Origin of the sequence: Streptacidiphilus carbonis (genome assembly GCF_000787775.1) — a bacterium.
GTDB lineage: Bacteria > Actinomycetota > Actinomycetes > Streptomycetales > Streptomycetaceae > Streptacidiphilus > Streptacidiphilus carbonis.
On record NZ_BBPM01000005.1, the window covers coordinates 211,659 to 236,775 of the forward strand.

The window sequence follows — 25,117 nt, forward strand, 5'->3', positions numbered from 1 at the left end:
GTTCAGGAGAAGCGGAGACCCGGACAGGTCCGGGTCGGCGGCTGCTGGAGGCTCTCGTGAGTGACGGCCAGGGACAGTACGGCGCGACGGGCACGGCAGGCGGCGGCTGGGGGCCGCCCTACCCGCCGGGAGAACCCTCTGCCGAGGGCAGCATGAGCGGCTACCCCCCGCCGCCGGTCCACGGCGCCCCTCCCGCCGGTCCGCCGCCGAGGCGGCCGCGCAGGCGGGGCCGAAGGCTGGGCACGTCGGTGATGCTGCTGGCCGCGGTCGGGGTGGGCATCGGGATCGACCACGCGTTCTGGCGTCCCGCGGCTGCTGCCCCGGCTTCGTCGTCGGCGTTCGGCGCGAACGCGACTCCCCAGCCGGGCGCCTCGCTGCAGCCCGGCGCCGGGGGCGCGACGCCCTCCCCCGCCTTCCCGACCACGCCCACTGCTCCGTCCACCCAGGGGGCGGGACCGGGGGCGGCCGGCGGTGACCCGGCGGTGGCGGCCAAGGTCGAACCGGCACTGGCGATCATCAACGTCACCCTCGGCTACCAGGACCTCCAGGCGGCGGGCACCGGCATGGTGCTCACGTCCAGCGGTGAGATCCTCACCAACAACCATGTGATCAGCGGAGCCACCCAGATCTCCGTCACCGACGTGGGCAACAACCGCACCTACACCGCCGCCGTGGTCGGCTACGACGCCGCCGAGGACATGGCGGTCCTGCAGTTGCAGAACGCCTCGGGCCTGACCACCGTGCAGATCGGTTCGTCCGCCAAGACCGCAGTGGGCGACCAGGTCACCGCCATCGGCAACGCCGGCGGGACCGGCACGCCCACCGCGGCCTCCGGCAGTGTGACCGCGTTGAACCAGTCGATCACCGCCGGCGACGACGCCACCGGCTCCTCCGAGCAGCTGCACGGGCTGCTCCAGGTGGACGCGGACATCCAGCCGGGCGACTCCGGCGGCCCGCTGGTGAATTCCTCCGGCCAGGTCATCGGGATGGACACGGCCGGCTCCGCCTCCTCCGGCTTCCGGCAGAACGCCACCCAGGGCTTCGCCCTGCCGATCGACTCGCTGGTGCCGCTGGCCCAGCAGATCGAGGCGGGCAGGGCGAGCGCGGCCGTGCACATCGGCGCCACGGCATTCCTCGGTGTCGAGGTCAGCAGCGGCAACAGCGCCGGCGGCGGCCTGGGCAACGGTGGGGGCAACGGCGGCGGCAGCGGCAACAACGGCACCGGCGTCAACGGCGCGCTGGTCGCCGGGGTGCTCAACGGCTCGCCCGCCGCGCAGACCTCGCTGGCGCAGGGTGACGTGATCACCTCCGTCGGCGGTCGGACGGTGTCCGGTTCGGCGGCATTGAGCGCGATCATGGCCACCCACCGTCCGGGCGACAAGGTCACCGTGGTGTGGACCGACACCTCCGGCACCCGGCACAGCGCCACCCTGGTCCTGGCCAGCGGCCCGGCGACCTGACCAGGTGCCGGGGCGGGTGCTCGGCACGGAGGCGGGGTGGCGCATAATCGGTGGCACCGACCGGCAGAGAGGTGACCCGCGCGATGATCCCGACCGGTGCCGCCGTAGCGGCTGCCGTGACCTTCGTCTGGCTCGGAATGGTTCTGGCCATCTCCTTCCTGGAGGCGCCGCTGAAGTTCCGCGCCCCCGGGGTGACCATCCCGATCGGGCTGGGCATCGGCCGCCTGGTGTTCCGCGCGCTGAACCTCGTCGAGGCGGTGCTCGCGGTCGTGGTCGTCGTCGCTGTGGTCGCTGACCGGGCGTCAGCGACCACCGTCTCGCTCACTGCTGTCGTCGCCGTGCTGCTGGCCGTCCAGCTGGGTGTGGTCCGCCCCCGGCTCAACCGCCGCTCCGACCGGGTCCTGGCCGGCGAGGAGTTGCCCCGCTCGCGGGGCCACCTCTCCTACGTGGCCCTGGAGACGGCCAAGGTAGTCGCCCTGCTCGCCCTCGGCGTCGCCGTTCTGGCGGGCTGATCTCCGTACCGTGGTGTCCTTCGGGGCCGCCGCCCGCCCGGGCGTCAGCGGTGCTTGAACTCCTCGATGGCTCCGCGGGTGGTCTGCGCCATGGCGTCGCTGCCGGCGTGCCCGGAGTCCTCGATGATGTGCAGCCGCGCGTCCGGCCACGCCTTGGCCAGCTCCCACGCCGTCTGCACCGGGCTGCCCATGTCGTGCCGGCCGTGCACCAGCACGGCCGGGATCCCGGCCAGTCGGCCGACGTCGCGCAGCAGTTGGTCCTCCTCCAGCCACGCGCCGTTGCTGAAGTAGTGTGCGCAGATCCGCACGAAGGCGATCTGCGCGTCGACGTCGCGGTCGCTGTACATGCCCGGCACGCCGTTGGGCTCGTTGGAGATGACCGCGTCCTCCCAGGCGAGCCAGTCGGCGGCGGCCTTCTCCCGGACCGCCCGGTCGGGGTTCTCCATCAACCGTGCGTACGCCGCCAGGAGGTCGTCCCGCTCGTCCTCGGGGACGCCGTCGCGGAACCGGTCCCAGGCTTCGGGGTAGAACCGCCCGGCGCCCCGGTAGAGCCAGTCGGTCTCGGCGCGGCGGGTGGTGGTCACCGCGGGGATCACGATCTCGGTGACCCGCTCCGGGTGCTGCTGCGCATAGGCCAGGATCAGCGTCGAACCCCAGGAGGCGCCGTTCAGCAGCCACTTGTCGATGCCGAGGTGCTCGCGCAGCCGTTCCATGTCGTCGATCAGGTGCTGCGTGGTGTTCAGGCTCATGTCCGCCGCCGGGTCGGCGGCGTGCGGGGTGCTGCGGCCGCAGTTCCGCTGGTCGAAGCGGATGACGCGGTAGCACGCCGGGTCCCAGGCCCTCGTCGGCCGCTGCGGCGCGCCCGAGCCCGGACCGCCGTGGACGTTCAGGGCGGGCTTGCCCTCGGGATTGCCGAGCTGCTCGTAGTAGATCCGGTTGCCGTCACCGGTGTCGATAAAGCCACTGTCGTACGGACTTGTCGGAGGATAGAGGTCAACCATGGTCGTCGATCGTACGGGACCGGCCGTTGCCAGGTGGCAGCATGGGCCAATGGCCGCCTATCAGCACGTCGTCGCCCTGGGGAGTTCGTTCGCCGCCGGACCGGGAATCGATCCGATCGTCGACCGGGGCGCGCTGCGGTCCGGTCGCAACTACCCCAGCCTGCTCGCCGAGCGGCTGGGCGCCCGGCTGACCGACCTGACCGTGTCCGGGGCGACCACGGCGACCATCCTGGACACACCCCAACACGCCTTGTGGCGAAGGACGTTCGCTCCTCAGCTGGAGGGGGTCCCGGACGATGCCGACCTGGTGACGGTCACGGCCGGCGGCAACGACCTCGGCTACATCGGCTCCATGGTGCGCGCCGCCTCGGCCGGACGGCTGCGATCCCGGCTGCTGACCCGGCCGTTGGCCGCGATCGTGGGCCGCGGCGGCCTCCCCGCCGCGAGCGACGAGGCGGTGGAGCAGGCGGTGGACGGGCTGACCCGGGTGGTGCGGGCCGCCAGGGTCCGCGCGCCGAGGGCGCGGGTGGTGCTGGTCGACTACCTGACCCTGGTCGGCGGCTCCACCCGGCCCGATCCCGGAACGCCGTTCACGACGGCCGAGATCGCCGCCTTCCGGCTGCTCGCGGAGCGCCTCGCGGACGCCTTCGCCGTGGCGGCCGAACGCACCGGCGCCGACCTGGTGCGGGCCTCGGCGCTGAGCGGGCGGCACGGCCTGGGATCGGCCGATCCGTGGGTGACCGGGTTCCGAACTCCCCGGCGCGGCGCACCCTTCCACCCCAACGCGGCGGGCATGGAAGCCGTCGCCGAAGCCGTGTGCACAGCCCTCGGCACCGGGTGACGCTCCGTCAGTGACGTCGGCGGGAACTCCGGTCAGGCCCTGGCACATTTCGCAATCCTGCAACATTCGCCGCATTGTGAGCGTCGTGGCCCGCTGCTATCAATGAGTCATGATCGCGACAAGGTCCGGCATGGAGCATCCGGGCCCGGGGTAGACCCATGCGAAGGCTAATGGCATGGGCATGCCGCACTTATTAGGTTGATTCGGACATGACACTACGCTTTCGAAGGAGGCGAGGACACCCATGAGAGTGGTCCAACGGCTGAAAGTCGCCGCAGTCGCGACGGTCCTGGCGCTGGTCGCGGTCGGGTGCACCGGGAGCAGCAGCGGTGGCGGCGGTGCGATCAACAACGGCGAGAGCGCGACGGCCGGCAAGGCCGCGGTGAAGAAGGGCGGGACGGTCACCCTCGCGGAGGTGGGAACACAGCCCGACTTCATCTTCCCGTTGGTCCCGGCGACCAACCAGAACGGCTACAACGTCAACCTGACCCAGCCCATGTGGCCGTTCCTGGTGTACGCCGGCGACGGCGCCAACTCGGTGGTGAACAAGGACAAGAGCCTGTTCACCTCCCTTGACTACTCCAATGGCGACAAGCGGATCACCATCCACCTCAAGACCTGGAACTGGTCCGACGGCCAACCGGTCACCAGCCGCGACTTCTCCTTTGTCTACAACCTGCTGAAGGCCAACGCCTCCAACTGGAGCGCTCATCTGGTGGGGCTCTTCCCCGAGGACGTCGCCAAGGTGTCCACCCCCGACGCCCACACCGTGGTGCTCGACCTCACCCAGGCGTACAACCCGGACTTCTACACCGACGACGTCCTCAGCACCATTCCACTGCTGCCGCAGCACGCCTGGGACAAGACCTCCGACACCGGCGCGGTCGGTGACGACGACACCACCGCCACCGGGGCCAAGGCCGTCTACGCCTACCTGCAGAAGGAGGGGGCGAAGACCACCGCCTTCACCAGCAACCCGCTGTGGCAGGTCGTCGACGGGCCGTGGAAGCTGTCCGAGTTCCGCAGCAACGGCTACTACAGCTACGTACCCAATACCCAGTACTCCGGCTCGGACAAGCCCAACCTCGACAAGATCGTCTTCTCCCCGTTCACCACGGACACCCCCGAGATCAACGCCCTGCGCTCGGGCAGTTCCCTGGACATCGCCGCGCTGCCGCTGAACGACCTCAAGCAGGCCCAGGCGCTGGAGTCCAGCGGCTACGCGATCGCCAGCGTGCCCATCCCGGGTGTCGCCGAGATCCAACCCAACCTCTACAACTCCTCCGTCGGCGCGGTGTTCCGCCAGCTCTACATCCGCCAGGCGCTGGAGTACCTGATCAACCGCGACCAGATCGTCGCCAAGGTCTACAACGGCTACGCGGACCCGGGCAATGGGCCGGTCCCGGTCAAGGCCGCCGGCACCTGGGCCTCACCGCTGGAGAAGAGCGGCGGCCCCTACCCGTACGACCCGGCCAAGGCCAAGTCACTGCTGCAGGCGCACGGCTGGAAGGTGGTGCCCAACGGCACCACGACCTGCGCCGACCCCGGGACCGGCCCCACCCAGTGCGGCGCGGGCATCAGCGCGGGCCAGGCCCTGACGTTCGGTCTGGCCTACTCCTCCGGCCGGGCCACCACGGACCAGCAGAACGCCGCCATCAAGTCCTCCGAGGCCCAGGCCGGCATCACCGTCAACCTCAAGTCGGAGCCGTTCAACACGCTGATCAGCACGATCGGCACCTGCACCGCGGCCTCGCACCCGGCCTCGGGCTGCGGCTGGCAGCTGGCCGAGTTCGGCTACGAACCCTACCCGCTCTACCCCAACGGCACCGGCTACTTCGACACCGGCGGCTCCGGCAACTCCGGCGGCTACTCCGACCCGACGATGGACCAGCTGATCAAGGCCACCGAGTACGGCGCCTCCTCCCAGGCGTTCACCCAGTACGAGGACTACGCGGCCAAGCAGCTCCCCTGGCTCTGGCTGCCGCTGCGCGAGAGCCTGCTGGTCTACCGCAAGAACCTGCAGGGAGTGGTCCCGCTCAACCCGTTCTCGCAGGCGCAGAACTTCGAGGACTGGGGCTTCACCTCGTGACGGCCCATCACCCCGCACCGGGCGCCCGCGGAGCGGCGGGCGCCCGGTGACCGCCTACCTCCTGCGGCGGACCGGCCAGGCACTGGTGGTGGTCTTCGGAGTCATGGTGCTGACCTTCGTGATGATCCACCTGGTCCCGGGCAGCGCCGCCCGGGCCAGCCTCGGCACCCGCGCCACCGCCGAACGGATCGCCCTCTTCAACGCGGCCAACGGCCTGGACCGACCGCTGGCCGCACAGTTCGTGTCCTTTGTGCAGCAGGCCGCCGAGGGCAACTTCGGCACCTCCTACTCCCTGCACCAGCCGGTGTCCACGCTGATCGCCCAGCGGCTGCCACGCGACGGGGTGCTGCTGGGGCTGTCCACCCTGCTGGCGCTCTCGGTCGCGCTGCCGATGGGGATCTTCCAGGCGGTGCGGCGCGGCCGGGTCGCGGACCACGTCCTCACCGTGGTGTCGTTCGTGCTGTATTCGATGCCGGACTTTTTCTTCGCCCTGCTCCTGGTCGCGGTCTTCTCGGTGCAGCTGCACCTGCTGCCCTCCCAGGCCCCGCAGGCGGAGAGCGTCGCCGGGATCCTGGCCGACCCGCGCGCCCTGGTGCTGCCGGTGGTCACACTGACCCTGGTCAGCGTGGCGGGTTTCAGCCGCTACATGCGGTCCTCGGCGATCGGCACCCTGGCTCAGGAGTACGTCCAGGTGGCCCGCTCCAAGGGACTGCCGGAGCGGCTGGTGCTGCGCCGGCACGTGCTGCGCAACTCGCTGCTGCCGGTCGTCACGGTGCTGGGGCTGTCGGCCCCGACCGTGGTGGCCGGGGCGGTCATCGCGGAGTCGGTCTTCAACTACCCAGGCATGGGACTGCTCTTCTTCCAGGCCGCCACCAGCAAGGACTACCCGGTCATGCTCGGCTCGACCCTGGTGGTCGGCGTGGCCACCGTCATCGGCAGCCTGCTCGCCGACATCGCCTACAGCCTCCTCGACCCCCGGATCCGCTATGTCGACGCTTGAACCCCTGGAGACCTCCGGACCCGAAGGACCGTCAGGACCCGCAGGACCCGCAGGTCCCGCAGGACCCTCAGGACCTTCGGGACCGCTGGGCGCGCCGCCCGCGCCGCGCGGCTCCGGACGGCTGCTGGTGGCGGCGTTCGTCCGCAACCGGCGCGCCCTGGTCGGGCTCGGCATGGTCGCGGTGATCGCTGCCTTCTGCTTCATCGGACCGCTGCTGTACCGGACCGACCAGGTCACCGTGCGGCTGGACCTGGCGAACCTGCCGCCCGGCACCGGCAATCCGCTGGGCACCGACGCCTCCGGGTACGACGTGCTGGGACGGATGATGGCGGGCGGCCGGTCGTCGCTGGAGCTCGGCTTCGCGGTGGCCCTGACCACCACCGTCATCGGCACCCTGTACGGCGCGGTCGCCGGCTATCTCGGCGGCATCGTCGACGCGGTGATGATGCGGGTCATCGACACATTCCTCGCGATCCCCGGCATCGTGCTGCTGCTGATCATGGTCAGCATGATCACGCCGACCCTGTGGAGCATCGTCCTGCTGCTGTCGCTGCTGTCCTGGCTCGGTGCCGCACGCCTGGTCAGGGGAGAGGTACTCGCCCTGCGGACCAGGGAGTTCGTGCTGGCGGCCCGGATGATGGGCGGCACCGGGGGGCGGATCGTGCTGCGGCACCTGGTGCCCAACGCCGCCGGGGTGATCATCGTCAGCGGCACCTTCACCATCGCCGACTCCATCCTGACCCTGTCGGCCCTCAGCTTCCTCGGGCTCGGGCTGCCGCCGCCCCACGCCGACTGGGGCACCATGCTCTCCGCCGGGCTGAACTCCCTGTACGACGGCTACTGGTGGCTGGTCTACCCGCCCGCGCTGATCCTGATCACCACCGTGGTGGCGTTCAACCTGATCGGCGACGCCGTCCACGACGCCCTGGACGTCCGGCAGCAACGCCCCTGACCTGCCGCGACCACCTGCTCCGGACATTTCTGACGCCGCAACGGATCCGAGGACCACGCCCATGCCGCCCCTCCTTGAGGTCAGGAACCTCACCACCCACATCAGGACCCGGCGCGGAACCGTCCGGGCCGTGGACGACGTGTCCTTCACCCTGGAGGCCGGCGAGACCCTGGGCCTGGTCGGCGAGTCCGGCTGCGGGAAGTCGATGACCGGCCTGTCCCTGATGGGACTGCTGCCGCCCGGCGGCGCCATGGTCGGCGACTCCTCGGTGGCGCTGGACGGGCGCGAACTGGTCGGGCTGCCCGAACGCGACCTGCGGCGGGTGCGCGGCAATGACATCGCCATGGTCTTCCAGGACCCGATGACCTCCCTGGACCCCACCAAGACCATCGGCCACCAGGTCGCCGAAGGCGTGCTGCTGCACCGCGGCTGCAGCCGGGCCGAGGCCGCCGACCGGGCCGCCGAGGTGCTCGGCCTGGTCGGGCTGCCGCATCCGCGCGAGCGGCTGAAGGACTACCCGCACCAGCTGTCGGGGGGTCTGCGGCAGCGGGTGCTGATCGCCATGGCCCTGGCCAACGAACCCCGGGTGCTGATCGCCGACGAGCCCACCACCGCGCTGGACGTCACCATCCAGGCGCAGATCCTGGCCCTGCTGGCCGACCTGCGCGCCCGGCTCGGCATGGCGATGATCCTGATCACCCACGACATGGGCGTCACCGCGGGCCACACCGACCGGGTCAACGTCATGTACGCCGGCCGCATCGCCGAGAGCACCGGCACCGACCGGCTGTTCCACGGCATGCGCCACCCCTACACCCAGAGCCTGCTGGCCTCCGTGCCCCGGCTCGACCAGGACCCCGGCAAGGAACTGCCCACCATCCCCGGGATGCCCCCGGACCTCACCGACCCGCCCGGCGGCTGCCGCTTCGCCGGCCGCTGCCGCTACGCCACCGACCGCTGCCGCACCGACGAGCCCGAGCTCACCGGCTCGGACCAGCACCGCTACGCCTGCTGGCACCCGACCGACGGCCCGCTGCCACCGAGCGCCACCGCCGCGGTGCCGCGCGCGACCGAGGCCGCGGCGCCGGCCGTCCACGACCGGCCGCTGCTCGAAGCGCGCGGCCTGGTCCGGGAGTTCCCGGTCCGCGGGGCCCGGATCCCCGGCCGCGGCCGTCGCGTCGTGCACGCCCTTTCCGGCGTCTCCCTCGAACTGGCTCCCGGCGAGACCTTCGGCCTGGTCGGCGAGTCCGGCTGCGGCAAGACCACCCTCGGCCGGCTGCTGGTCGGCCTGGACCGCCCCGACACCGGCACGGTCACCCTGGACGGCACCGACCTCGGCCTACTGCGCGGCCGCGAGCTGCGCCGGCGCCGGCGCGACCTGCAGATGATGTTCCAGGATCCGTTCTCCTCGCTCGACCCCCGGATGCGGGTCGGCGGCATCCTGCGCGAGCCGCTGCAGATCCAGGGCATCGGCACGGCCCGCGAGCAGAAGGCCCGGGTCGCCGAACTGCTCGCCGAGGTCGGGCTGCCCGAACGCGGCGCGGAGCTGTACCCGCACGAGTTCTCCGGCGGCCAGCGCCAACGCATCGGCCTGGCCCGCGCGCTGGCGCTCACGCCGAAGCTGATCGTCGCCGACGAGCCGGTCTCCGCGCTGGACGTGTCCGTACGGGCCCAGGTGCTCAACCTGATGAACCGTCTGCAGGCGTCGCACGGCCTGTCCTACATCGTCATCTCGCACGACCTCGCGGTGGTCCGCTACCTGGCCGACCGGATCGGGGTGATGTACCTGGGCCGCATGGTCGAGGTCGGCAGCGCCGACGACATCCACCTGCGGGCCGCCCACCCGTACACCGCCGGACTGCTCAAGGCCGTCCCGGTGCCGGACCCGCAGCTGGAGCGGGCCAAGCTCGGCACCGGGATCAGCGGCGAACTGCCGAGCCCGGTCGACCCGCCCTCGGGCTGCCGCTTCCGCACCCGCTGCCCCCTGGCCCGCGAACGCTGCGCCGACGAGGAGCCCGCCCTGCGGCTCTTCGGCGCCGGCCACACCGCGGCCTGCCACTTCCCCCTGCAGCAGCCGCTCCCCGACACCCCGGCGAAAGCCGCCACCGACGCCTCCGCCTGACGGTTGAGCCGGTGGTTCAGGCGACAGTTCAGCGGAACACCTTGGCGAGGCGGGTCAGGCCCTCGCCGATCTCGTCCGGGGTGTGCGTGGTGAAGGACATCCGCAGCGCGGTGGGGTCCGGGGGACCGGCGAAGAAGGGAGCGCCCGGGACGTAGGCGACGTCACGGGCCACCGCCTCGGCCAGCAGGGCGGTGGCGTCGTGGCCCTGCGGCAGCTGCACCCAGAGGAACATCCCGCCGTCGGGACGGTTCCACCGGCTGCCGGTCGGCAGCGCGTCGGGCAGCCCGGCCAGCAGCGCGTCCCGCCGGGCGTGGTAGGCGGTGCGGACCCTGGCCAGATGGGCGTCCAGGTCGTTGTCCGCGAGATAGCGGGCCGCTGCGGCCTGGTCGACGGTGGAGGTGTGCAGGTCGGCGGCCTGCTTGGCGATGACGCAGGCACGGCGCAGGGCCGCGGGGGCGCGCAGCCAGCCCAGCCGCATCCCCGGGGCCATGATCTTGGAGAAGCTGCCGAGCAGCACCGTGCGGTCGGCCGCCGCCTCCAGCGATGCGATCCACGGCTGCGGCTCCCCCTCGAAGCGCAGATCGCCGTACGGGTCGTCCTCGACGATCCACAGCCCGTGCCGCTCGGCGACCTCCGCGACGGCCCGGCGGCGCTCGGCGGGGAGGGTCCGGCCGGTCGGGTTCTGGAAATTGGTCACCAGGTAGAGCAGCTTGGGCCGCTCGGCGACCACCAGGTCCGCCAGCGCCGCCGGATCGAGGCCGTGCTCGTCCGAGGGCACCGGCAGCACCCTGGCCCCGGCGAACCCGAAGCTCTGCAGAGCGGCGAGGTAGGTGGGGTCCTCGACCAGGACGACGTCGCCCGGCTCCAGCAGCGCCGCGGCGACCAGCGTCAGCCCCTGCTGCGATCCCCCGGTGACCAGCAGGTCGTCCGCGTCCGTGGCCAGCCCCCGGACGCCGAGCCGGGCGGCGACCGCGGCCCGCAGCGCGGGGTCGCCCTCGGTGGTCGAGTACTGCAGCACCCGCCGCGGCTCCTCGGCGAGGACCTGGTCGTACGCGGCCCGCAGTCCCTGATGGTCGAACAGTTCCGGTGCGGGCAGCCCGCCGGCGAAGGAGATCACCTCGGGCCGCGCGGTCAGCGCGAGGATCTCGCGCACGGGCGACGCACCCACGGAGACGGCACGTGAGGCAAGGGCGGGGACGGCGGCTCGGCTGGTCATACGCGCAGCCTACGAAATCCGGCCGTCCGCGCCACCGCCCTTTCACCATCCGGTCAGCGGCGGACGCGGGCCAGCAGCGCCGCATGGGGCAGCGCCAGCCGGCCGTCGGGCCGCGCGAACTCCGGGCAGAGCAGCTCGAACTGACGCTTGATCTCGCTCCGTACCTGCTCGGACTGGTTCAGCACGATCTGCCCGACGCAGCCGACGCCCGCCGCCGCCCCGCCCCACCACTGCTCAGCGGTGGCCAGGTGGTCCCAGCGGACCGTCTCGCACCCGGCGCCGTGCAGCCCGGCCGACTCCATCAGCCCGACCAGCCCCTGCGGGTCGCGCGAGAAGTCGTGCCCGGGGTCGAGCGGCGGCAGCTCCGGCGGCCGGACCGCGCCGGCGGCCTGCTGGGCCCGGCCCAGCAGCGCCTGCCCCGACGCCGGCGGAACGGCCCAGACCGTCACCGCGACCGAACCGCCGGGGCGCACCACCCGGCGCAGCTCGGCCAGGGCGTCCCGGGGCCGCCCGACGTGGTTGATCACGAAGTTGCTCACCACCGCGTCGAACTCACCGTCGGCGAAGGGAAGTTCCGGCAGGACCGCCACTTTCACCTCGGCCGCGGGGGCCGCCTGCCGGGCCAGCTCCGCCATGCCGGGCTCGGCGTCGACCGCGGTCACCTTCGCCCCGCGCGCGCAGGCCGCCGCCGCGGCCGTGCCGGGACCGGTCCCCACGTCGAGGACCCGGGTCCCCTCGCGCACCCCGGCGGCATCCAGCAACTGCGGCACCGTGTACGCGCACAGAGCCGCGAAGCTGTCGGCGTACGCGCCGGCCCGGCCGGACCACATCCGCCGCTCACTCTCGTCGAAGCCCGTCACCACGACCATCCCCTCCCGGATCCACCGCGAGAGATCGACACCGCGGTGGCCCAGGACCCTAGCGCACGGCCCGGCCCGCAGGGTCGGCGGCGGCGCCGGGCCGCACCCGGTGGGCGTCAGCGGTAGACGCGGATCCGGTCGATCTGCATGGTGATGGGGTGGGTCGAGGCCGGGAACCGGCCCGGTTGGGCCGAGACGCTGAGGTTGGCGATGAGATAGGCGTGCCAGTCCGCGCCGACGCCGGTGTGGTCGCTCTTCGCGAGCCGGAGGCCGTGGGTGTCGTCCCCGAGGTACCAGCTGACGTCGGTCGCGCCGATGCGCACGGCGACAGTGATCCACTTGCCGAAGCCCACCAGCGGCGAGTGGTGGAAGTCGAACGAGTCGGCGCCCCCCGAGTGGTTGGCGAACTCGGCGATGTCCGGGGTCTCGCTGTGCCACTCCACCACGTCGACCTCGTTGCCCCCGCGCCAGGTCCAGATCCCCGGCCAGGCGCCGTGACCGCCGCCGTCCTGGCGGCCTGGGAGCTTCAGCCGCGCCACCACGTAGTCGCCGGCCCTGAGCTGGAAGCCGTTTCCGCCCGTCGTGCCCGAGGCGGACGGCTCCGTGCTGAGCAGTCCCGTCCCCCAGGAGCCGTGCGCGGTCCTGGCCTTGGCGGTGATGTTCAGGGCGCCGTGGCTGATGCTCATCGCGCCCGGCTGGAGCTGGTCGAGCTTGGCGTCCCTCCGGTCGCTCCGTCCGTCCTCGTAGGCGACGGTGGTGTCGGTCCACACCGCGCCGCGGTGTCCCCAGCTCGGCGAGTTGAACTCCTCGTCGAAGACCAGGGCCTGCGCCCGGACCGCCCCCGCCCGAGGCGCCCCGGCCCGGGCCGCCGGCGTCGGCAGGAACAGGGCCAGCAGCGCTACGGCCGCCAGGAGGCGCAATGCAGACACACCCGGGATGACGCGCATATCGCTCCAGAGCTCGGCGCGGGAGGGCAAGGGAACGGTTCGAGCCATTCCCTGCGGCGAACGCCGCAACTCCGAGTTCCCCTGTTCGGCCCAGCCGCTACCTGACTGCCCAGAAGACGGCGCCGGCCACCAGGGTCCCCGCCACCGCACCCGCGATGACCTGCGCGGTGGTGTGGTCCTTGAGCACCACGCGGGACCAGGCGACGACTGCGACCAGGATGTATCCGGCAAGCAGCCAGGGGCCCAGCGCGATGGTGAGCATCGCGACGGCGCCGCCGAGCGCGCCGGTGTGCAGCGAGATCTTCCACTTGGCGGTGATCGCGGTCACCGGGATCAGGGTGGCGAACTGGGCGATGATCATCGCCGTGAGATCGCCCGGCGCGTGGCCGAAGCGCAGCAGCACGACGCCGACCGCGACGGATACCATGATCAGCGGCAGGACGGTCATGCGTCGGGCCCGGTCGTGGACGTAGCGGTCGCCGACGCTGCCCTTGCGGACCGCCATGGCTATGCCCAGTTGCGGCACGACGCCGGCGCACAGCGCCCCGACCAGCCCCCAGGCCGCTCCGTCCCAGCCGTCCCGGACCGCCCCGACGGTCACCATGACGACGAGGATGGTGTTCATCGGGTCGAGGCTGCGGGTCACTGCCCAGGCGAGCCGCCCGCGGCCATCCAGTGCGGCACTGGGGCGGTCGGACGTGCGAACGGTCGTCTCAGTCATGATCAGGCCAGACTGCCGTGGGGCGGCGTTGGGCCGCGGCAGGGCGCAGCGGATGGCAGGCCGATTCGCTGTGGCCGTTGCCTCACCCCTCTGTGCTCGATGGAGGCTCGGGACCACAGCGCCTCGGCATGCTACTACGGCCGGTCGGCCGGCCCCCCGCTGGTCGGCGTCGACCGACGGATTCAACTCGCCGCAGTGAGCGTGGTGTTCTGCGAGCCGCGGGCCACCAGGTCCGGCATCGGAATGAGCGACCCCGACGACCACTCCAGATGGACGAGCGAGGCCTGGACCGTGACCGGTCCGTCGGCGACCGGGGTGAACGGTCGGCCACTGCTGCTCCAGCTGTGCTCCTCACCGTCGCAGACGGCGGGGACACTGCTGCCGATGCTGCTGGTCTCGTCCCCCGTCGTCAGCGAGCTGCTGACCACCGTGCCCTGGGACAGGTCCGGGGAGCAACGGTAGGTCCCGGACACGGTGACCGTCCCGTCCTTGGCGACCGCCGCCTGCGGTGCGACGGTCACCGTGTTCACTGCGTCGCTCGCCTCGGCCACGGGGGCGGCGGCCCCCAGGCACAGCATGCCGACGATTCCGACGGTAAGCGTTCGATATCCCACAGTAGCCTCCAGATGACGACGAATCGCCATATCTGTACCGCGACCTCGGCTCCGGTCCGCCTCACTCGTCCATTCGACGGCGAGTCGGCCCGGCGGGCGGAACTCCCGGGCCGGAAGCGCCTCGGCGGCTTCGACTTGTTCCCCCGCACGGGCGGGGTCAGGCTGATCCCATGCAGTCTGGAAGCCAGGGCCATGGAGTGCGGTCATGAGCGGGCCCCCCGACCTCGCGGTCGGCCCGGACCTGCTGGCGGGCATGTTCGCACACGCCCCGGTGATCTTCGCCGCGCTCAGCGGTCCCGAGCACCGCCTCGCCGGAGCCAACGACCCCTTCTTCGAGGCCATCGGGGTAGGCCGGGGCCGCGAGCTGATCGGCCGCCCGACCACGGAGGTCGTCCCCGAGCTGGTGCACCAGGGCCTGGTGGCGCTCCTCGACGGGGTCTACCGGCAGGGGGTGCCGTTCGTCACCCGCAACGCCTCGGTGCTGATCGGGCCGACCGGCAAGGCACGGCTGCGCTACTACGACTTCAGCCTCGAACCACGCTACGACCAGGACGGCAAGATCCAGGGCGTGGCCTTCGTGGCGGTGGACGTCACCCGGCAGCGCGCCGCCCACCGGCTGGCCGCCGAGCAGCAGGTCCTGCTCGAACAGATCGCCCGGGACGCGCCGCTGGGCGAAGTCCTGGACGGGATGTGCCGGGCCATCGAGAAGCTCTCGCCCAAGGTGCTCAGCTCGGTGCTGCTGCTGGACCCGTCCGGGCGCCGCCTGGTGCACGGGGCCGCCCCGAGCCTCCCCGACTTCTTCAACGAGGCCGTCGACGGCAACCCGATCGGGCCGAAGGAGGGTTCCTGCGGTACCGCCGCGTACCGCCGGGAGATGGTCGTGGTCGACGACATCGCCAGGGATCCGCTCTGGGACTCCTACCGGGACCTGGCCCGCCGGGCCGGCCTGGCGGCCTGCTGGTCCTCCCCCATCATGTCCAGCACCGGGGAGCTGCTGGGCACCTTCGCGATGTACCACCGCACGCCGCAGCTGCTGCGTGAGGACGACCTGGACCTGAGCATCGTCTTCACCCGTACCGCCGCGCTGGCGATCGAGCGCCACCGCGCCGAGCAGGCGCGCAGCCGGGCCCATGAGAGCGAGCAGGCGCTCAGCTCGGATCTGGCCTTCGTGCTGGAGACCGGCATCGCGGTCAGCGAGGAGGCCCACTACCCGCAGAACCTGCAGTCGCTGGCCCGGCTCGCGGTCCCGGCGCTGGGGCCGGTCTGTGTCATCGACGTGCTGGACGACGGCCGGATCCAACGGGTGGCCGTCGCCGTGGCCCCCCAACTGCCGCAGCGGGTCCAGGCGCTGCTGGAGGCCGAGGAGCCGACGCTCGACGCGTCCGCCGTCGGGCGGGTGCTCGCCACCGGCATGAGTCAGACCAGCGCGGGCGCGCCCCCGGGGCCGTGGCGGGAACTGGGCCTGCCGGTGACCGCGCAGGTCTGCGTCCCGCTCACGGCACGCGGGCACACCTTCGGAGTGCTCACCCTGGCCGCCACCGCGGACCGGCCGCTGGACGAACGGACGATCGCGCTCGCGGAGTCGCTGGCCCGGACCGCGGCGGCCGGCGCCGAGACCACACGCCAGCACGACCAGCGGGCCCGGCTGGCACGGGACCTGCAGGCCGGACTGCTGCTGGCGGCCCTGCCCGTGGTGCCCGGGGCGCAGTTGGCCGCCTCCTACCGGCCCGCGGGCGAGGGGCTGGACATCGGCGGCGACTTCTACGACGTGTTCCCGCTGCCCGGGGACTGGTGGGGGCTGGTCATCGGCGACGTCTGCGGCCGCGGGGCCTATGCGGCGACCACCACCGCCCTGGTCCGCCACACGGCTCGCGCGGTGGCGCCGCTGCTGGCGACCCCGAACGCGGTGGCACAGGCGATCAACGACGCACTGCTGGCCCGGCCCGACGACAGCGAGAGCTTCGTGACCCTGATCTACGCCGAACTGCGCCGCACCCGCGACGGCCTCGCGGTCAGCATGGTCCGGGCCGGACACCCCGCGCCGGTACTGCGGCGGGCCGACGGAACCGTCAGCAGCCCGAGCCCGGCCGGGCAGCTACTGGGCGTCTCGCCCGAGCCCGATCTGGACCTGGAGGTCTTCACCGTTGCCCACGGCGACAGCCTGGTCCTGGTGACGGACGGCATCCTGGAGGCCCGCGACGCCGACGGGGCCTTCTTCGGCGAGGAGCGGCTGCGCGAGGTGCTGGCCGCGGGGGCGGGCGGCGCCGACGCACAGCAGATCCTGGACCGGGTGACCGAGGCCGTCGACGGGTTCACCGGGTCCCTCACCGACGACGATCAGGCGGTGCTGGTGCTGGTCGCCGAGCCCCCGGGGTAGCGACCTTCCTCGCCGCGGCGTGTGCGTGGCGTCTACGATCCGCAGCCGAATTCGAACAGGGCCCGTTCCACCGCGGCCAGTTGCAGGCGCAGCTCGGTGAGCCGCCGGGCCTCGGCCGCGTGGGCTGCCAGCAGGGTCAGCATGGTCTCCGGCGGCAGCCGGTCGGTGTAGAGCTCAGCCGCCTCCCGGCCGGACTCCCCCAGACCGTCCACGAGTCGGCCGACGGCCACCATCAGCTGGGTCGTCAGCGCCCACGGCTGATCCCGGAGCGCCTCGACGCGCCACCGCTCGGACGGCACCGTCTCCCGCAGCCAGTCGACGACGCGCGCGGGCAGCGCGGGATCGTCGGGCGGCGGCAGGGCTTCGGGCCAGTTCAGCGGTGGGACCCCGCACTCGCGTTCGCACATACATTCGATTATGCATCCGCAAAGACGCGTTCTGCCAGCTGAGTGCCGAGGTGAGTGGGGCTTCCGAAGCCGCTGTCGGGGGCGTCGGGTCCACCGGTCCGCGGGTCCGCGGGTTGGGGGCGGCCAGTGTTGCTGAGCACCGGGCCGCCCCCGCCTCGGCCCGAAGGCCACCCACGCGGCGAACCGCCTACCCGACCAGGCCGGTCCCACACCTGACCCGTCATGTGCGGGAGCGCGCACCCGGCCCTACGGCACCTCGGCGGTGCGCGGGGCGAGGCGCTCCAGGAGCAGGCCCTCGCGGGTGGACCAGGGGCAGATCCGCACGCTGTCGGCGCCGCAGGCCTCCATCAGCGCCTCCGCGACCAGCGCGCCGGCCAGCGACTGCTCCGCGCGGTGCGGGGAGATCCCGGGCAGCCTGCCGCGGCGCACCGGACCGGCCGCGGCCAGCAGCGGGATCACGGCGCGCAGGGCCGTCAGCGTCAGCGTGCCGGCCGCCCGGGGCGTCCGGGCTGCTCCGGAGGTCCGCGGCGGCCTGCTACGGGCGGCGGCCAGCCGGGCGAGCTGGGTGAAGGTCTTGGAGCAGGCCAGCACGTCCGTTCCGGATTCCGCCCGCGGCAGGTCGGGGACCTCGTCCAGCGAGCTGCGCAGGTAGTGCCGCACCTCGGCCAGCTGCTTCCGGCCGGTGACCCGACCGCCCGGCAGCCGGTCCCGGGTGATCCGGCGGGCGCCCAGCGGCAGTGAGCACACCGCGTCGGGCTGGTCGCCGCTGCCTGCGGCGACCTCCACGGTGCCGCCGCCCACGTCCAGCACCAGCAGCGGGCCCGCTGCGGGGCCGACCCAGTTCCGGGCGGCCACATAGGCCAGCCGGGCCTCCTCCTCGCCGGGCAGCACCCGCAGCCGGACGCCGGTGGCCGCCGCGACCTGGGCGATGATCTCGTCCCGGTTGGGCGCGTCCCGGATGACCGAGGTGGCGAAGGCGAACACCTCCGGCATGCGCAGCTCCGGATCCTCGGCCACCGCCCGGGCCACCGCCTCCTGCACGCTGAGCACCCCGGACCTGCGCAACCTCCCACTGGGACCCAGACTCTGATGCAGCCTCAGCCGAACTTTGCGCGAGAACACCGGCTCCAGTCCGCCGCCCGAGCGCCGCCGCGTCACTGTGAGCAAGGCGCTGTGGCACCCGACATCAAGAACCCCCGCCTTACGCATTCCACTCCCCCCGTACCGTCCTCTGTCCCACCTGGCGTGCCGCCCCGTCCTCCCGCAGCACAGGTCGCGCGGTCGCGGTCGCAGTCAATCACACGGCCAACCGAACGCCCGTTCGCCGGAGCCGCATCCGCACGCGGTCCCTCACCTCACACTCCTCGGAGCTGTCTCGTCGTACTCGTGAGAGGGAAACGGACACTACGGAAGAGGAATCCTGATGACCGACTTCCAGGCCATCGCCGACCGGGTCGAGATCGAGGCGCTGCGCGGCGAGTTCACCGACTGCGTGATGATGCGCGACCGGGCCCGGTTGGCTTCGCTGTTCACGTCGGACGGCGTGCTGCGGATGCCCGACGTCCCGGTCGAGTTCGTCGGCCCGGAGGCGATCCGGGTCGGCGGCGAGCGGCTGCAGGAGCAGTGGGACTTCTTCGTGCAGGACACGCACCCCGGCACGGTCCGGATCGACGGCGACACCGCGACCGGCCGTGCCTACATGCACGAGACCCTCCGGCTCCGCAATGGTTTCCAGGGGCTGAACCACGCCGTCTACCACGACCGCTACCAGCGCACCCCGGACGGCTGGAGGTTCGCCGAGCGGACCTACGAGATCCGGTACCTCGACACCACCCCGCTGACCGGCCGGGCCCCGGGGAGCACGACCGGGGCAGAGCCCTTCACCGCCGCGGCGACCGGCGACCGCCTGGAGCGGACGGCCGCCGCGCTGACGGCGAACGGCTTCACCGTCGAGCTGCTCGACGACGTCGACGCGGCGCGCAGCCGGGTCAAGGAGCTGATCCCGGAGGGCGCCGAGGTCTTCACCGCGGCCAGCGAGACCCTGCGGCTGTCCGGCATCGACGAGGACATCAACGGCAGCGGCAGGTACCGGGCCGTCAGGCCGCTTGTCCTGGCCATGGACCGGGTCGCCGAGGCCGACGGGTTCCGGCGGCTGCTGGCCCGCCCCGACGTGGTCGTGGGCAGCGTCGCCGCGGTCACCGAGACCGGCTCCCTGGTGATCGCCTCGGGCAGTGGAAGCCAGCTGCCCGCCTACGCCGGCGGAGCGGCCCAGGCGATCTGGATCGTCGGGGCGCAGAAGGTGGTCCCTGACCTGCAGACCGCGCTGCGCCGGGTCGAGGAGCACGCGCTGCCGCTGGAGAGCGCCCGCACCGAGGAGGCCTACGGACAGCCCAGCGCCGTCAACCGGCTGCTGGTCCTCAACGCGGAGCCCCGTCCCGGGCGTGGCACCGTGCTGCTGCTGCGCGAGGCCGTCGGATACTGAGACCAGCGGATCCCGTCGCCGTGGGTCCGGTGTCCGTCGCAGGAAAGAGGACGACGATGTCGAAGCCGCCCGGGACCCCCGCCGACGACCCGTTCGGCGGTCGCCGGCCGACCAGCCATGAACGGATGACGGGCCGTCCGTGGGACGCGTCCTACCACGACGGCCCCGCGCCCTGGGACGTCGGCCGCCCGCAGCCGGCCGTGGTGCGGGCGGCCGCCGAGGGCGGCTTCGCCGGAGCAGTGCTCGACGCGGGGTGCGGATCGGGCGAGAACGCGCTGCACCTCGCCTCGCTGGGGCTGTCGGTCCTGGGCATCGACGTGGCCGGAACGGCCTTGGCGCGTGCCCGGGCCAAGGCCGACGAACGCGGGATCGCGGCCGAGTTCGCCGAGGCCGACGCGTTCGGACTGCAGGCTCTCGGGCGCAGCTTCCGGACGGTGCTGGACTGCGGGCTGTTCCACACCTTCGACGCCGACGAGCGGCCGGCATATGTGGCGAGTCTGGCGTCGGTGACCGAGCACGGCGGAATGCTGTACGTGCTGTGCTTCAGCGACGAAGGCCCTGACACCGGCCCGCACCCGGTCAGCCGGGCGCAGCTGACGGCGGCCTTCGGCCCCGGCAGCGGCTGGGACGTCGTCAGTGTCGTACCGGACCGGGTGCTGACCAGGTTCCACGATGAGCACGGAGCGCCGGCCTGGTTCGCGACGATCGGACGGAGCTAGGGCCGGACCGGCCCCGACAGGACCCGCCGCGTCCGGACCCGCCGTTCAGGCCACGCACAGGTCGTCCAGGGCGTCCTCGTCCCAGTCGATGCCCAGGCCCGGCGTCTGCGGCGGGACCACGTAGCCGTCGGTGATGGCCAGCGGGGTGCGGGTGACCGCGTCCAGCTGCGGGATGTGCTCGACGTACATCCCGGCCGGAACCGCGCAGGCCAGGCTCGCGTGCAGCTCCATCAGGAAGTGCGGCGCGACCTGCACATTGAACGCCTCCGCGGTGTGCGCGGTCTTCAGCCAGGGAGTGATGCCGCCGATCCTGGCGACGTCGGGCTGGACGATGCCGGCGGCGCCCGCCGCCAGGTACTCCGCGAAGCGCGCCGGGCTGTAGACCGACTCGCCCACCGCGATCGGGATGGGTGTCGAGGCCGAGAGCCGTACGTGTCCTGACAGGTCGTCGGCGGGCAGCGGCTCCTCGAACCAGGCCAGGTCGTAGGGCTCGAAGGCGTGGGCGCGACGGATCGCCTCGGCGGCGGTCATGGACTGGTTGGCGTCCACCATGAGCACCCAGTCGGGGCCGACCGCCTCGCGGACCGCGGCCAGGCGTTCGGCGTCCTCGCCCGCGGTGGGCCGGCCGACCTTCACCTTGCCGCCGCGCAGCCCCCTGGCCTTCGCCTGCCGAGCGTTGTCGGCCAGCTCCGCGGCGGACAGGTGCAGCCAGCCGCCCTCGGTGTCGTAGACCGGCAGCCGCTCGTGCGCCCCTCCGGCCAGCCGCCACAGGGGCTCGCCCGCGCGCAGGCAGCGCAGGTCCCACAGTGCGGTGTCCACCGCGGCCAGCGCGAGCGAGGTGATCGCGCCGACGGAGGTGGCCCTGGTCGTGGACAGCAGCCGGTGCCACAGTGCCTCGATGTCCCGGGCGTCCGCGCCGAGCAGCAGGCCGGTGAGGTGGTCGCGCAGCAGCGCCAGCACGGAGCTGCCGCCGGTGCCGATGGTGTAGGTGTAGCCGGTGCCGGTCAGGCCGTCGTCGGTGGCGACGGTGACCAGGACGGTCTCCTGGCGGACGAAGGTCTGCTGCGCGTCGGTGCGCAGGACCTCGGGTTCCAGGAAGACCATCCTGGTCCCGACGCCGGTGATGGTGGTCATGGGACTCCCCGTCAGGTCACGTGGTCAGGTCACGTGGTCAGGTCGCTCGGTCAGGTCACTTGGTGGGCGCGAACAGGCGCTGGGCGGCGACCGCGGCGCCGCCGCGGGCCCACTCCTCGAACGGCAGCGGGCGGACCACCAGGTCGCACTCGGACGCCGCGCCGAACGCGTGGGCGGCGAAGGTCTGCCGGATCTGGTCCTCGTAGAGGTCGTAGGAGGCCACGCCCTCGCCGGAGATGATGATGCGCTCCGGGCCGATCAGGTTGGCCACCGAGGCGAGGGCGAGGCCCATCACATGGCCGGCGTGGGAGAACACCGCCCGCACCGCACCGTCGCCGGCGTGCGCGAGCCGTACCGCCTCGTCCATGGTCAGCGCCGGGTCTCCGCTGGCCTGCCGGGCCTGCTCGGTTATGGCATGGGTGGAGGCGACGGCCTCCACGCAGCCGGTGTTACCGCAGGTGCAGACGCGGTCGGTGCCGCCGACGGGCAGATGTCCGACCTCTCCTGACACCCCGTGGGCGCCGGAGACCACCCGCCCGCCGATGGAGATCCCGCAGCCGATCCCGGCCCCGACCGTGACCACGGCGAAGGAGGACAGTCCGACGCCGGCGCCGAACCACTGCTCGGCGACGGTCAGCGCCCGCACGTCGTTCTCGATCACCGTGGGGGTTCCGGTGGCCGTCTCGACCAGCTGGGCCAGCGGCACCCGGCGCCAGTCCAGGAACGGCGAGTACTGCACGGTGCCGGTCTGCCCGTCGACGTCGCCGGAGATGGTGACGCCGATGCTGTGCACCTCGCGCTCCCCCATCGCGTCGGCCTCGGCGCGCAGTTCGCCGACCAGCCGGGCGATGGCCAGCACGACGTTGCCGACGTCGCGCGAGGCGAGCGCGGTCCGGGCGGTGGCGAGCGGCTGCGCGGTGAGGTCGGCGAGGACGCCGATCAGCTCGTCACCGGTGACCTTCACCCCGACGAAGCGTGCCCGACCTGCGTGCACCGCGATCAGCGTGGCGGGGCGGCCGTTGGCCCGTTCGACGGCAGGACGGCCCAGTTCGGTGATCCAGCCGTCGGCGAGCAGCGGCGCGGTGACCTTGGTGACCGCGCCCGGGGACAGTCCGGTCCGGCGGCCGACCTCGGCCCTGGTGAGCGGGCCGTGGGCGAGCAGGGTCTGGAAGACCAGGGCACCCGCTGGAGGCTGGTCGGCAAGCGTCATGGCTGGATCATACATTTCCTCGGGAAACTAAGGAAGGGTGGACAACGACCCTTGTCATCCGATGTATCTGCCGATCAGACGGCGTTTCCGGGACATATCCGCATGATCATCGGGCCAGTCCTCGGATTATTTGTGCTGACTATGTTGACGATGGAAGGAAACCCTGGCTACATTCGCCGCATTCCGCACCCCTCGGTGGTGTTCCGGGACGACCGCCACCGAGGGAACGCGCTACGGGCAGCCACGTCCTGCTGCCCGCTACCGGGCACCGACTCCGCGCCGAGATGGAGTGACCTCATGGTTCGTCAGGCAGCATCCCCACCGGCATCACGACGGGGCGGCGCACTGCGCACCCTCGCCGTACCGCTGATCACCGTCACCGCACTCGCGGCGACCTTCGCCGTACCGGCGGCCGCGTCCGCCGCCGCCCCCGCACAGACCGCCGCGTCAGCGACCGCTCCCACGGCCGCCTCCACCGCGAGCGGCACGCCCGCAGCCGTACTGGCCGACAAGCCGTACATGGGCTGGAGCAGTTGGAGCCTTGAGTCCACCAACTTCCCCGGCTACGGCGGAGAGGGCTGGCTCACCGAGGCCAATGTGCTGCAGCAGGCGAACGTGGTCGCCTCCAAGCTGAAGTCGCACGGCTACGACTACGTCAACGTGGACGCCGGCTGGAACGTGGACAACGGCAAGAACGTGTCCGACGGCTACGCCCGGCCCACCGCCGACCTCAACAAGTTCCCGCACGGGATGAAGTACCTCGGCGACCAACTGCACGCCAAGGGACTCAAGTTCGGCATCTACCTGGCCGTCGGGCTGTACCAGGACTACTACAACGACGGCAACACCCCGATCTACAACGCGCCGGGCTGCAGCACCAAGGACATCGTCTACCCGGACCTGCGCAAGACCAGCGGCTGGGACAACGTCTCCTACCAGCTGAACTTCGCCAGCCCCTGCACCACCAAGTACATCCAGTCCATCGCCGACGAACTCGCGGGCTGGGGCGTGGACTTCCTCAAGATCGACGGGGTCGGACCGGGCTCCAACCAGGGCGACGCCGCGCACAACAACGTCCCCGACATCGAGGCCTGGCACACCGCGCTGCAGGCCACCGGCCGGCCGATCCAGCTGACCCTGTCCTGGTCGCTCAGCCACACCCAGGCCGCCACCTGGCAGCAGAACTCCAACGGCTGGCGGGTCGACACCGACGTCGAGTGCTACTGCAACACCCTGACCACCTGGAACAACTCCGTAAAGGAGCGCTGGAACGACGTCGTCCAGTGGATCCCGGACGCGGGTCCCGGCCACTGGAACAACCTGGACTCCCTCGATGTGGGCGTCGGCGCCATGGACGGCCTGACCGACCCGGAACGGCAGAGCTACGAGACGCTGTGGGCGATCGAGTCCGCTCCGCTGTTCTCCGGTGACGACCTCACCAAGCTCGACTCCTACGGGCTCAAGCTGCTCACCAACGACGAGGTCATCGCGGTCGACCAGGCCGGCAACCCGGCCAAGCCGGTCAGCCAGACCACCGACCAGCAGGTCTGGTACTCCCGCAACGCCAACGGCAGCTACACCGTGGCGCTGTTCAACCTCGGCTCGGGCTACAGCGACGTCACCGCCGACTTCTCCGACCTCGGCATCAGCGGCAAGGCCTCCGCCCGGGACCTGTGGAGCCACAAGACCCTCGGCAGCTTCTCCGGCAGCATCACCGAGAACCTCCCGCCGCACGGCTCCAGGCTGCTCACCGTCACCCCGAGGAGCACCGGCACCGCCCCCGGCACCCCGCTGGCCGTGCACGGCACCGCGTCCACCGCCACCAGCGTCTCGCTGGCCTGGGACAAGGTGAACACCGGCGCCTCGGCCACCACCGGCTACGACGTGTACTCCGGCACCACCAAGGTGGCCACCGTCAGCGGCACCGCCGCCACCGTCGGCGGGCTGACCGCCGGCACGGACTACTCGTTCACCGTCGTCGCCAGGGATGCGAAGGGACGGACCTCGGCGAGCAGCAAGGCGGTCCCGGTCACCACACCTGCCGCCGGCGGACCCACCGGCTACGAGGCGGAGGCGTCCGGCAACACCCTCAGCGGCTCCGCGAGCGTCGGCGGCTGCTCCGGCTGCTCCGGCGGACAGAAGGTCGGCAACCTCGGCGGCAGCGGCAACACGCTGGCGATCAACAACGTGACCGCGCCGAAGGACGGCACCTACCTGCTGAAGCTCGACTACGTCGACGGCGACTCCAGCCGCACCCTCGTCGTCACCGTCGACGGCAGCCCGATCCACGTCCCCGTGGCCGGCACCAATGACAACAACTGGGGCCAGTCCCAGTCCGTCACCCTCCCGGTCCGGCTCAAGGCCGGCAGCAACACCGTCACCTTCGGCAACGCGACCGACTACGCCCCGGACGTGGACAAGATCACCGTCTGACCCGCCCGCCCGCCAGACAA

At 72.1% G+C, this 25,117-nt stretch carries 21 protein-coding genes; 11 read left to right on the plus strand and 10 right to left on the minus strand.

From position 1 onward, the window contains the following. Positions 1–56: 56 nt before the first annotated feature. Entirely contained in the window at positions 57–1,460 is a 1,404-nt protein-coding gene (locus TR46_RS06030) for a S1C family serine protease (RefSeq protein WP_063770535.1), read from the plus strand. Between the two features lie 83 nt (positions 1,461–1,543). Continuing rightward, positions 1,544–1,972: a hypothetical protein gene (locus tag TR46_RS06035; RefSeq protein WP_042394692.1), complete on the plus strand. Its 429-nt coding sequence runs from the start codon at positions 1,544–1,546 to the stop codon at positions 1,970–1,972. Positions 1,973–2,016: 44 nt separating this feature from the next. Here the strand turns inward: TR46_RS06035 and pip are convergent, their stop codons facing one another. After that, a complete protein-coding gene (gene pip / locus TR46_RS06040) occupies positions 2,017–2,973 on the minus strand; it encodes a prolyl aminopeptidase (protein WP_042394697.1) in 957 nt (318 codons plus the stop codon). A 49-nt stretch (positions 2,974–3,022) separates the two neighbouring features. Between pip and TR46_RS06045 the strand changes: the two genes are divergently transcribed. The 5 genes from TR46_RS06045 (at position 3,023) to TR46_RS06065 (ending at position 9,977) form a co-directional block, all read left to right on the plus strand. Next, positions 3,023–3,814, plus strand: a complete 792-nt coding sequence (locus TR46_RS06045) for an SGNH/GDSL hydrolase family protein (protein WP_084717988.1) — start codon at positions 3,023–3,025, stop codon at positions 3,812–3,814. Between the two features lie 244 nt (positions 3,815–4,058). Beyond that, complete coding sequence (locus TR46_RS06050; protein ID WP_042394699.1) at positions 4,059–5,903, plus strand: ABC transporter substrate-binding protein; 1,845 nt, start codon at positions 4,059–4,061, stop codon at positions 5,901–5,903. 46 nt (positions 5,904–5,949) lie between these two features. Next, positions 5,950–6,903, plus strand: coding sequence for an ABC transporter permease (locus TR46_RS06055; protein WP_052432572.1), 954 nt, complete (start codon positions 5,950–5,952; stop codon positions 6,901–6,903). Further along, positions 6,890–7,855 (plus strand): ABC transporter permease, encoded by a 966-nt coding sequence (locus TR46_RS06060; protein WP_084717990.1) that lies wholly within the window; start codon positions 6,890–6,892, stop codon positions 7,853–7,855. The genes TR46_RS06055 and TR46_RS06060 overlap by 14 nt, the downstream gene beginning before the upstream one ends. 61 nt (positions 7,856–7,916) lie before the next feature. Further along, complete coding sequence (locus tag TR46_RS06065; protein WP_042394702.1) at positions 7,917–9,977, plus strand: dipeptide ABC transporter ATP-binding protein; 2,061 nt, start codon at positions 7,917–7,919, stop codon at positions 9,975–9,977. 28 nt (positions 9,978–10,005) lie between these two features. Here the strand turns inward: TR46_RS06065 and TR46_RS06070 are convergent, their stop codons facing one another. From TR46_RS06070 to TR46_RS06090, 5 genes are all read right to left on the minus strand, one after another. Further along, positions 10,006–11,193, minus strand: coding sequence for an aminotransferase-like domain-containing protein (locus tag TR46_RS06070; protein WP_042394705.1), 1,188 nt, complete (start codon positions 11,191–11,193; stop codon positions 10,006–10,008). Between the two features lie 53 nt (positions 11,194–11,246). After that, on the minus strand, positions 11,247–12,053 hold the full coding sequence (locus tag TR46_RS06075; protein ID WP_042394894.1) for a class I SAM-dependent methyltransferase: 807 nt from the start codon (positions 12,051–12,053) through the stop codon (positions 11,247–11,249). A gap of 116 nt (positions 12,054–12,169) precedes the next feature. Then, a complete protein-coding gene (locus tag TR46_RS06080; protein WP_152626312.1) occupies positions 12,170–12,982 on the minus strand; it encodes a glycoside hydrolase family 16 protein in 813 nt (270 codons plus the stop codon). A gap of 115 nt (positions 12,983–13,097) precedes the next feature. After that, positions 13,098–13,625, minus strand: a complete 528-nt coding sequence (locus tag TR46_RS06085) for a phosphatase PAP2 family protein (RefSeq protein ID WP_152626313.1) — start codon at positions 13,623–13,625, stop codon at positions 13,098–13,100. 278 nt (positions 13,626–13,903) lie between these two features. Then, positions 13,904–14,335, minus strand: coding sequence for a DUF6299 family protein (locus TR46_RS06090; protein ID WP_236655214.1), 432 nt, complete (start codon positions 14,333–14,335; stop codon positions 13,904–13,906). Positions 14,336–14,540: 205 nt separating this feature from the next. Between TR46_RS06090 and TR46_RS06095 the strand changes: the two genes are divergently transcribed. Then, positions 14,541–16,712 (plus strand): SpoIIE family protein phosphatase, encoded by a 2,172-nt coding sequence (locus TR46_RS06095; RefSeq protein ID WP_042394714.1) that lies wholly within the window; start codon positions 14,541–14,543, stop codon positions 16,710–16,712. Positions 16,713–16,744: 32 nt separating this feature from the next. Here TR46_RS06095 and TR46_RS06100 read toward each other — a convergent pair whose 3' ends face one another. Both TR46_RS06100 and TR46_RS06105 read right to left on the minus strand, forming a co-directional pair. After that, complete coding sequence (locus tag TR46_RS06100) at positions 16,745–17,119, minus strand: hypothetical protein (RefSeq protein WP_042394718.1); 375 nt, start codon at positions 17,117–17,119, stop codon at positions 16,745–16,747. A 246-nt stretch (positions 17,120–17,365) separates the two neighbouring features. Beyond that, complete coding sequence (locus tag TR46_RS06105; protein ID WP_042394721.1) at positions 17,366–18,328, minus strand: Ppx/GppA phosphatase family protein; 963 nt, start codon at positions 18,326–18,328, stop codon at positions 17,366–17,368. Positions 18,329–18,542: 214 nt separating this feature from the next. On the opposite strand from TR46_RS06105, the gene TR46_RS39125 reads away from it, so the two are divergent. Both TR46_RS39125 and TR46_RS06115 read left to right on the plus strand, forming a co-directional pair. Continuing rightward, positions 18,543–19,601, plus strand: coding sequence for an LUD domain-containing protein (locus tag TR46_RS39125; RefSeq protein ID WP_042394724.1), 1,059 nt, complete (start codon positions 18,543–18,545; stop codon positions 19,599–19,601). 56 nt (positions 19,602–19,657) lie between these two features. Next, positions 19,658–20,320: a class I SAM-dependent methyltransferase gene (locus tag TR46_RS06115; protein WP_201776373.1), complete on the plus strand. Its 663-nt coding sequence runs from the start codon at positions 19,658–19,660 to the stop codon at positions 20,318–20,320. Between the two features lie 45 nt (positions 20,321–20,365). Here the strand turns inward: TR46_RS06115 and TR46_RS06120 are convergent, their stop codons facing one another. Beyond that, positions 20,366–21,454 (minus strand): mandelate racemase/muconate lactonizing enzyme family protein, encoded by a 1,089-nt coding sequence (locus TR46_RS06120; protein WP_042394727.1) that lies wholly within the window; start codon positions 21,452–21,454, stop codon positions 20,366–20,368. 55 nt (positions 21,455–21,509) lie between these two features. Continuing rightward, positions 21,510–22,664, minus strand: coding sequence for an ROK family transcriptional regulator (locus TR46_RS06125; protein ID WP_042394730.1), 1,155 nt, complete (start codon positions 22,662–22,664; stop codon positions 21,510–21,512). A 297-nt stretch (positions 22,665–22,961) separates the two neighbouring features. Here TR46_RS06125 and TR46_RS06130 point away from each other — a divergent pair, with 297 nt between their 5' ends. After that, a complete protein-coding gene (locus tag TR46_RS06130; protein ID WP_084717992.1) occupies positions 22,962–25,097 on the plus strand; it encodes a fibronectin type III domain-containing protein in 2,136 nt (711 codons plus the stop codon). Positions 25,098–25,117 lie beyond the last annotated feature (20 nt).

Coding starts and splice junctions, on each gene's coding strand:
- TR46_RS06035 (WP_042394692.1), top strand. CDS start 1,544: ATGATCCCGACCGGTGCCGCCGTAGCGGCTGCCGTGACCTTCGTCTGG.
- pip (WP_042394697.1), bottom strand. CDS start 2,973: ATGGTTGACCTCTATCCTCCGACAAGTCCGTACGACAGTGGCTTTATC.
- TR46_RS06045 (WP_084717988.1), top strand. CDS start 3,023: ATGGCCGCCTATCAGCACGTCGTCGCCCTGGGGAGTTCGTTCGCCGCC.
- TR46_RS06050 (WP_042394699.1), top strand. CDS start 4,059: ATGAGAGTGGTCCAACGGCTGAAAGTCGCCGCAGTCGCGACGGTCCTG.
- TR46_RS06060 (WP_084717990.1), top strand. CDS start 6,890: ATGTCGACGCTTGAACCCCTGGAGACCTCCGGACCCGAAGGACCGTCA.
- TR46_RS06065 (WP_042394702.1), top strand. CDS start 7,917: ATGCCGCCCCTCCTTGAGGTCAGGAACCTCACCACCCACATCAGGACC.
- TR46_RS06070 (WP_042394705.1), bottom strand. CDS start 11,193: ATGACCAGCCGAGCCGCCGTCCCCGCCCTTGCCTCACGTGCCGTCTCC.
- TR46_RS06085 (WP_152626313.1), bottom strand. CDS start 13,625: ATGAACACCATCCTCGTCGTCATGGTGACCGTCGGGGCGGTCCGGGAC.
- TR46_RS06095 (WP_042394714.1), top strand. CDS start 14,541: ATGAGCGGGCCCCCCGACCTCGCGGTCGGCCCGGACCTGCTGGCGGGC.
- TR46_RS06100 (WP_042394718.1), bottom strand. CDS start 17,119: ATGTGCGAACGCGAGTGCGGGGTCCCACCGCTGAACTGGCCCGAAGCC.
- TR46_RS06105 (WP_042394721.1), bottom strand. CDS start 18,328: ATGCGTAAGGCGGGGGTTCTTGATGTCGGGTGCCACAGCGCCTTGCTC.
- TR46_RS39125 (WP_042394724.1), top strand. CDS start 18,543: ATGACCGACTTCCAGGCCATCGCCGACCGGGTCGAGATCGAGGCGCTG.
- TR46_RS06115 (WP_201776373.1), top strand. CDS start 19,658: ATGTCGAAGCCGCCCGGGACCCCCGCCGACGACCCGTTCGGCGGTCGC.
- TR46_RS06120 (WP_042394727.1), bottom strand. CDS start 21,454: ATGACCACCATCACCGGCGTCGGGACCAGGATGGTCTTCCTGGAACCC.
- TR46_RS06125 (WP_042394730.1), bottom strand. CDS start 22,664: ATGACGCTTGCCGACCAGCCTCCAGCGGGTGCCCTGGTCTTCCAGACC.
- TR46_RS06130 (WP_084717992.1), top strand. CDS start 22,962: ATGGTTCGTCAGGCAGCATCCCCACCGGCATCACGACGGGGCGGCGCA.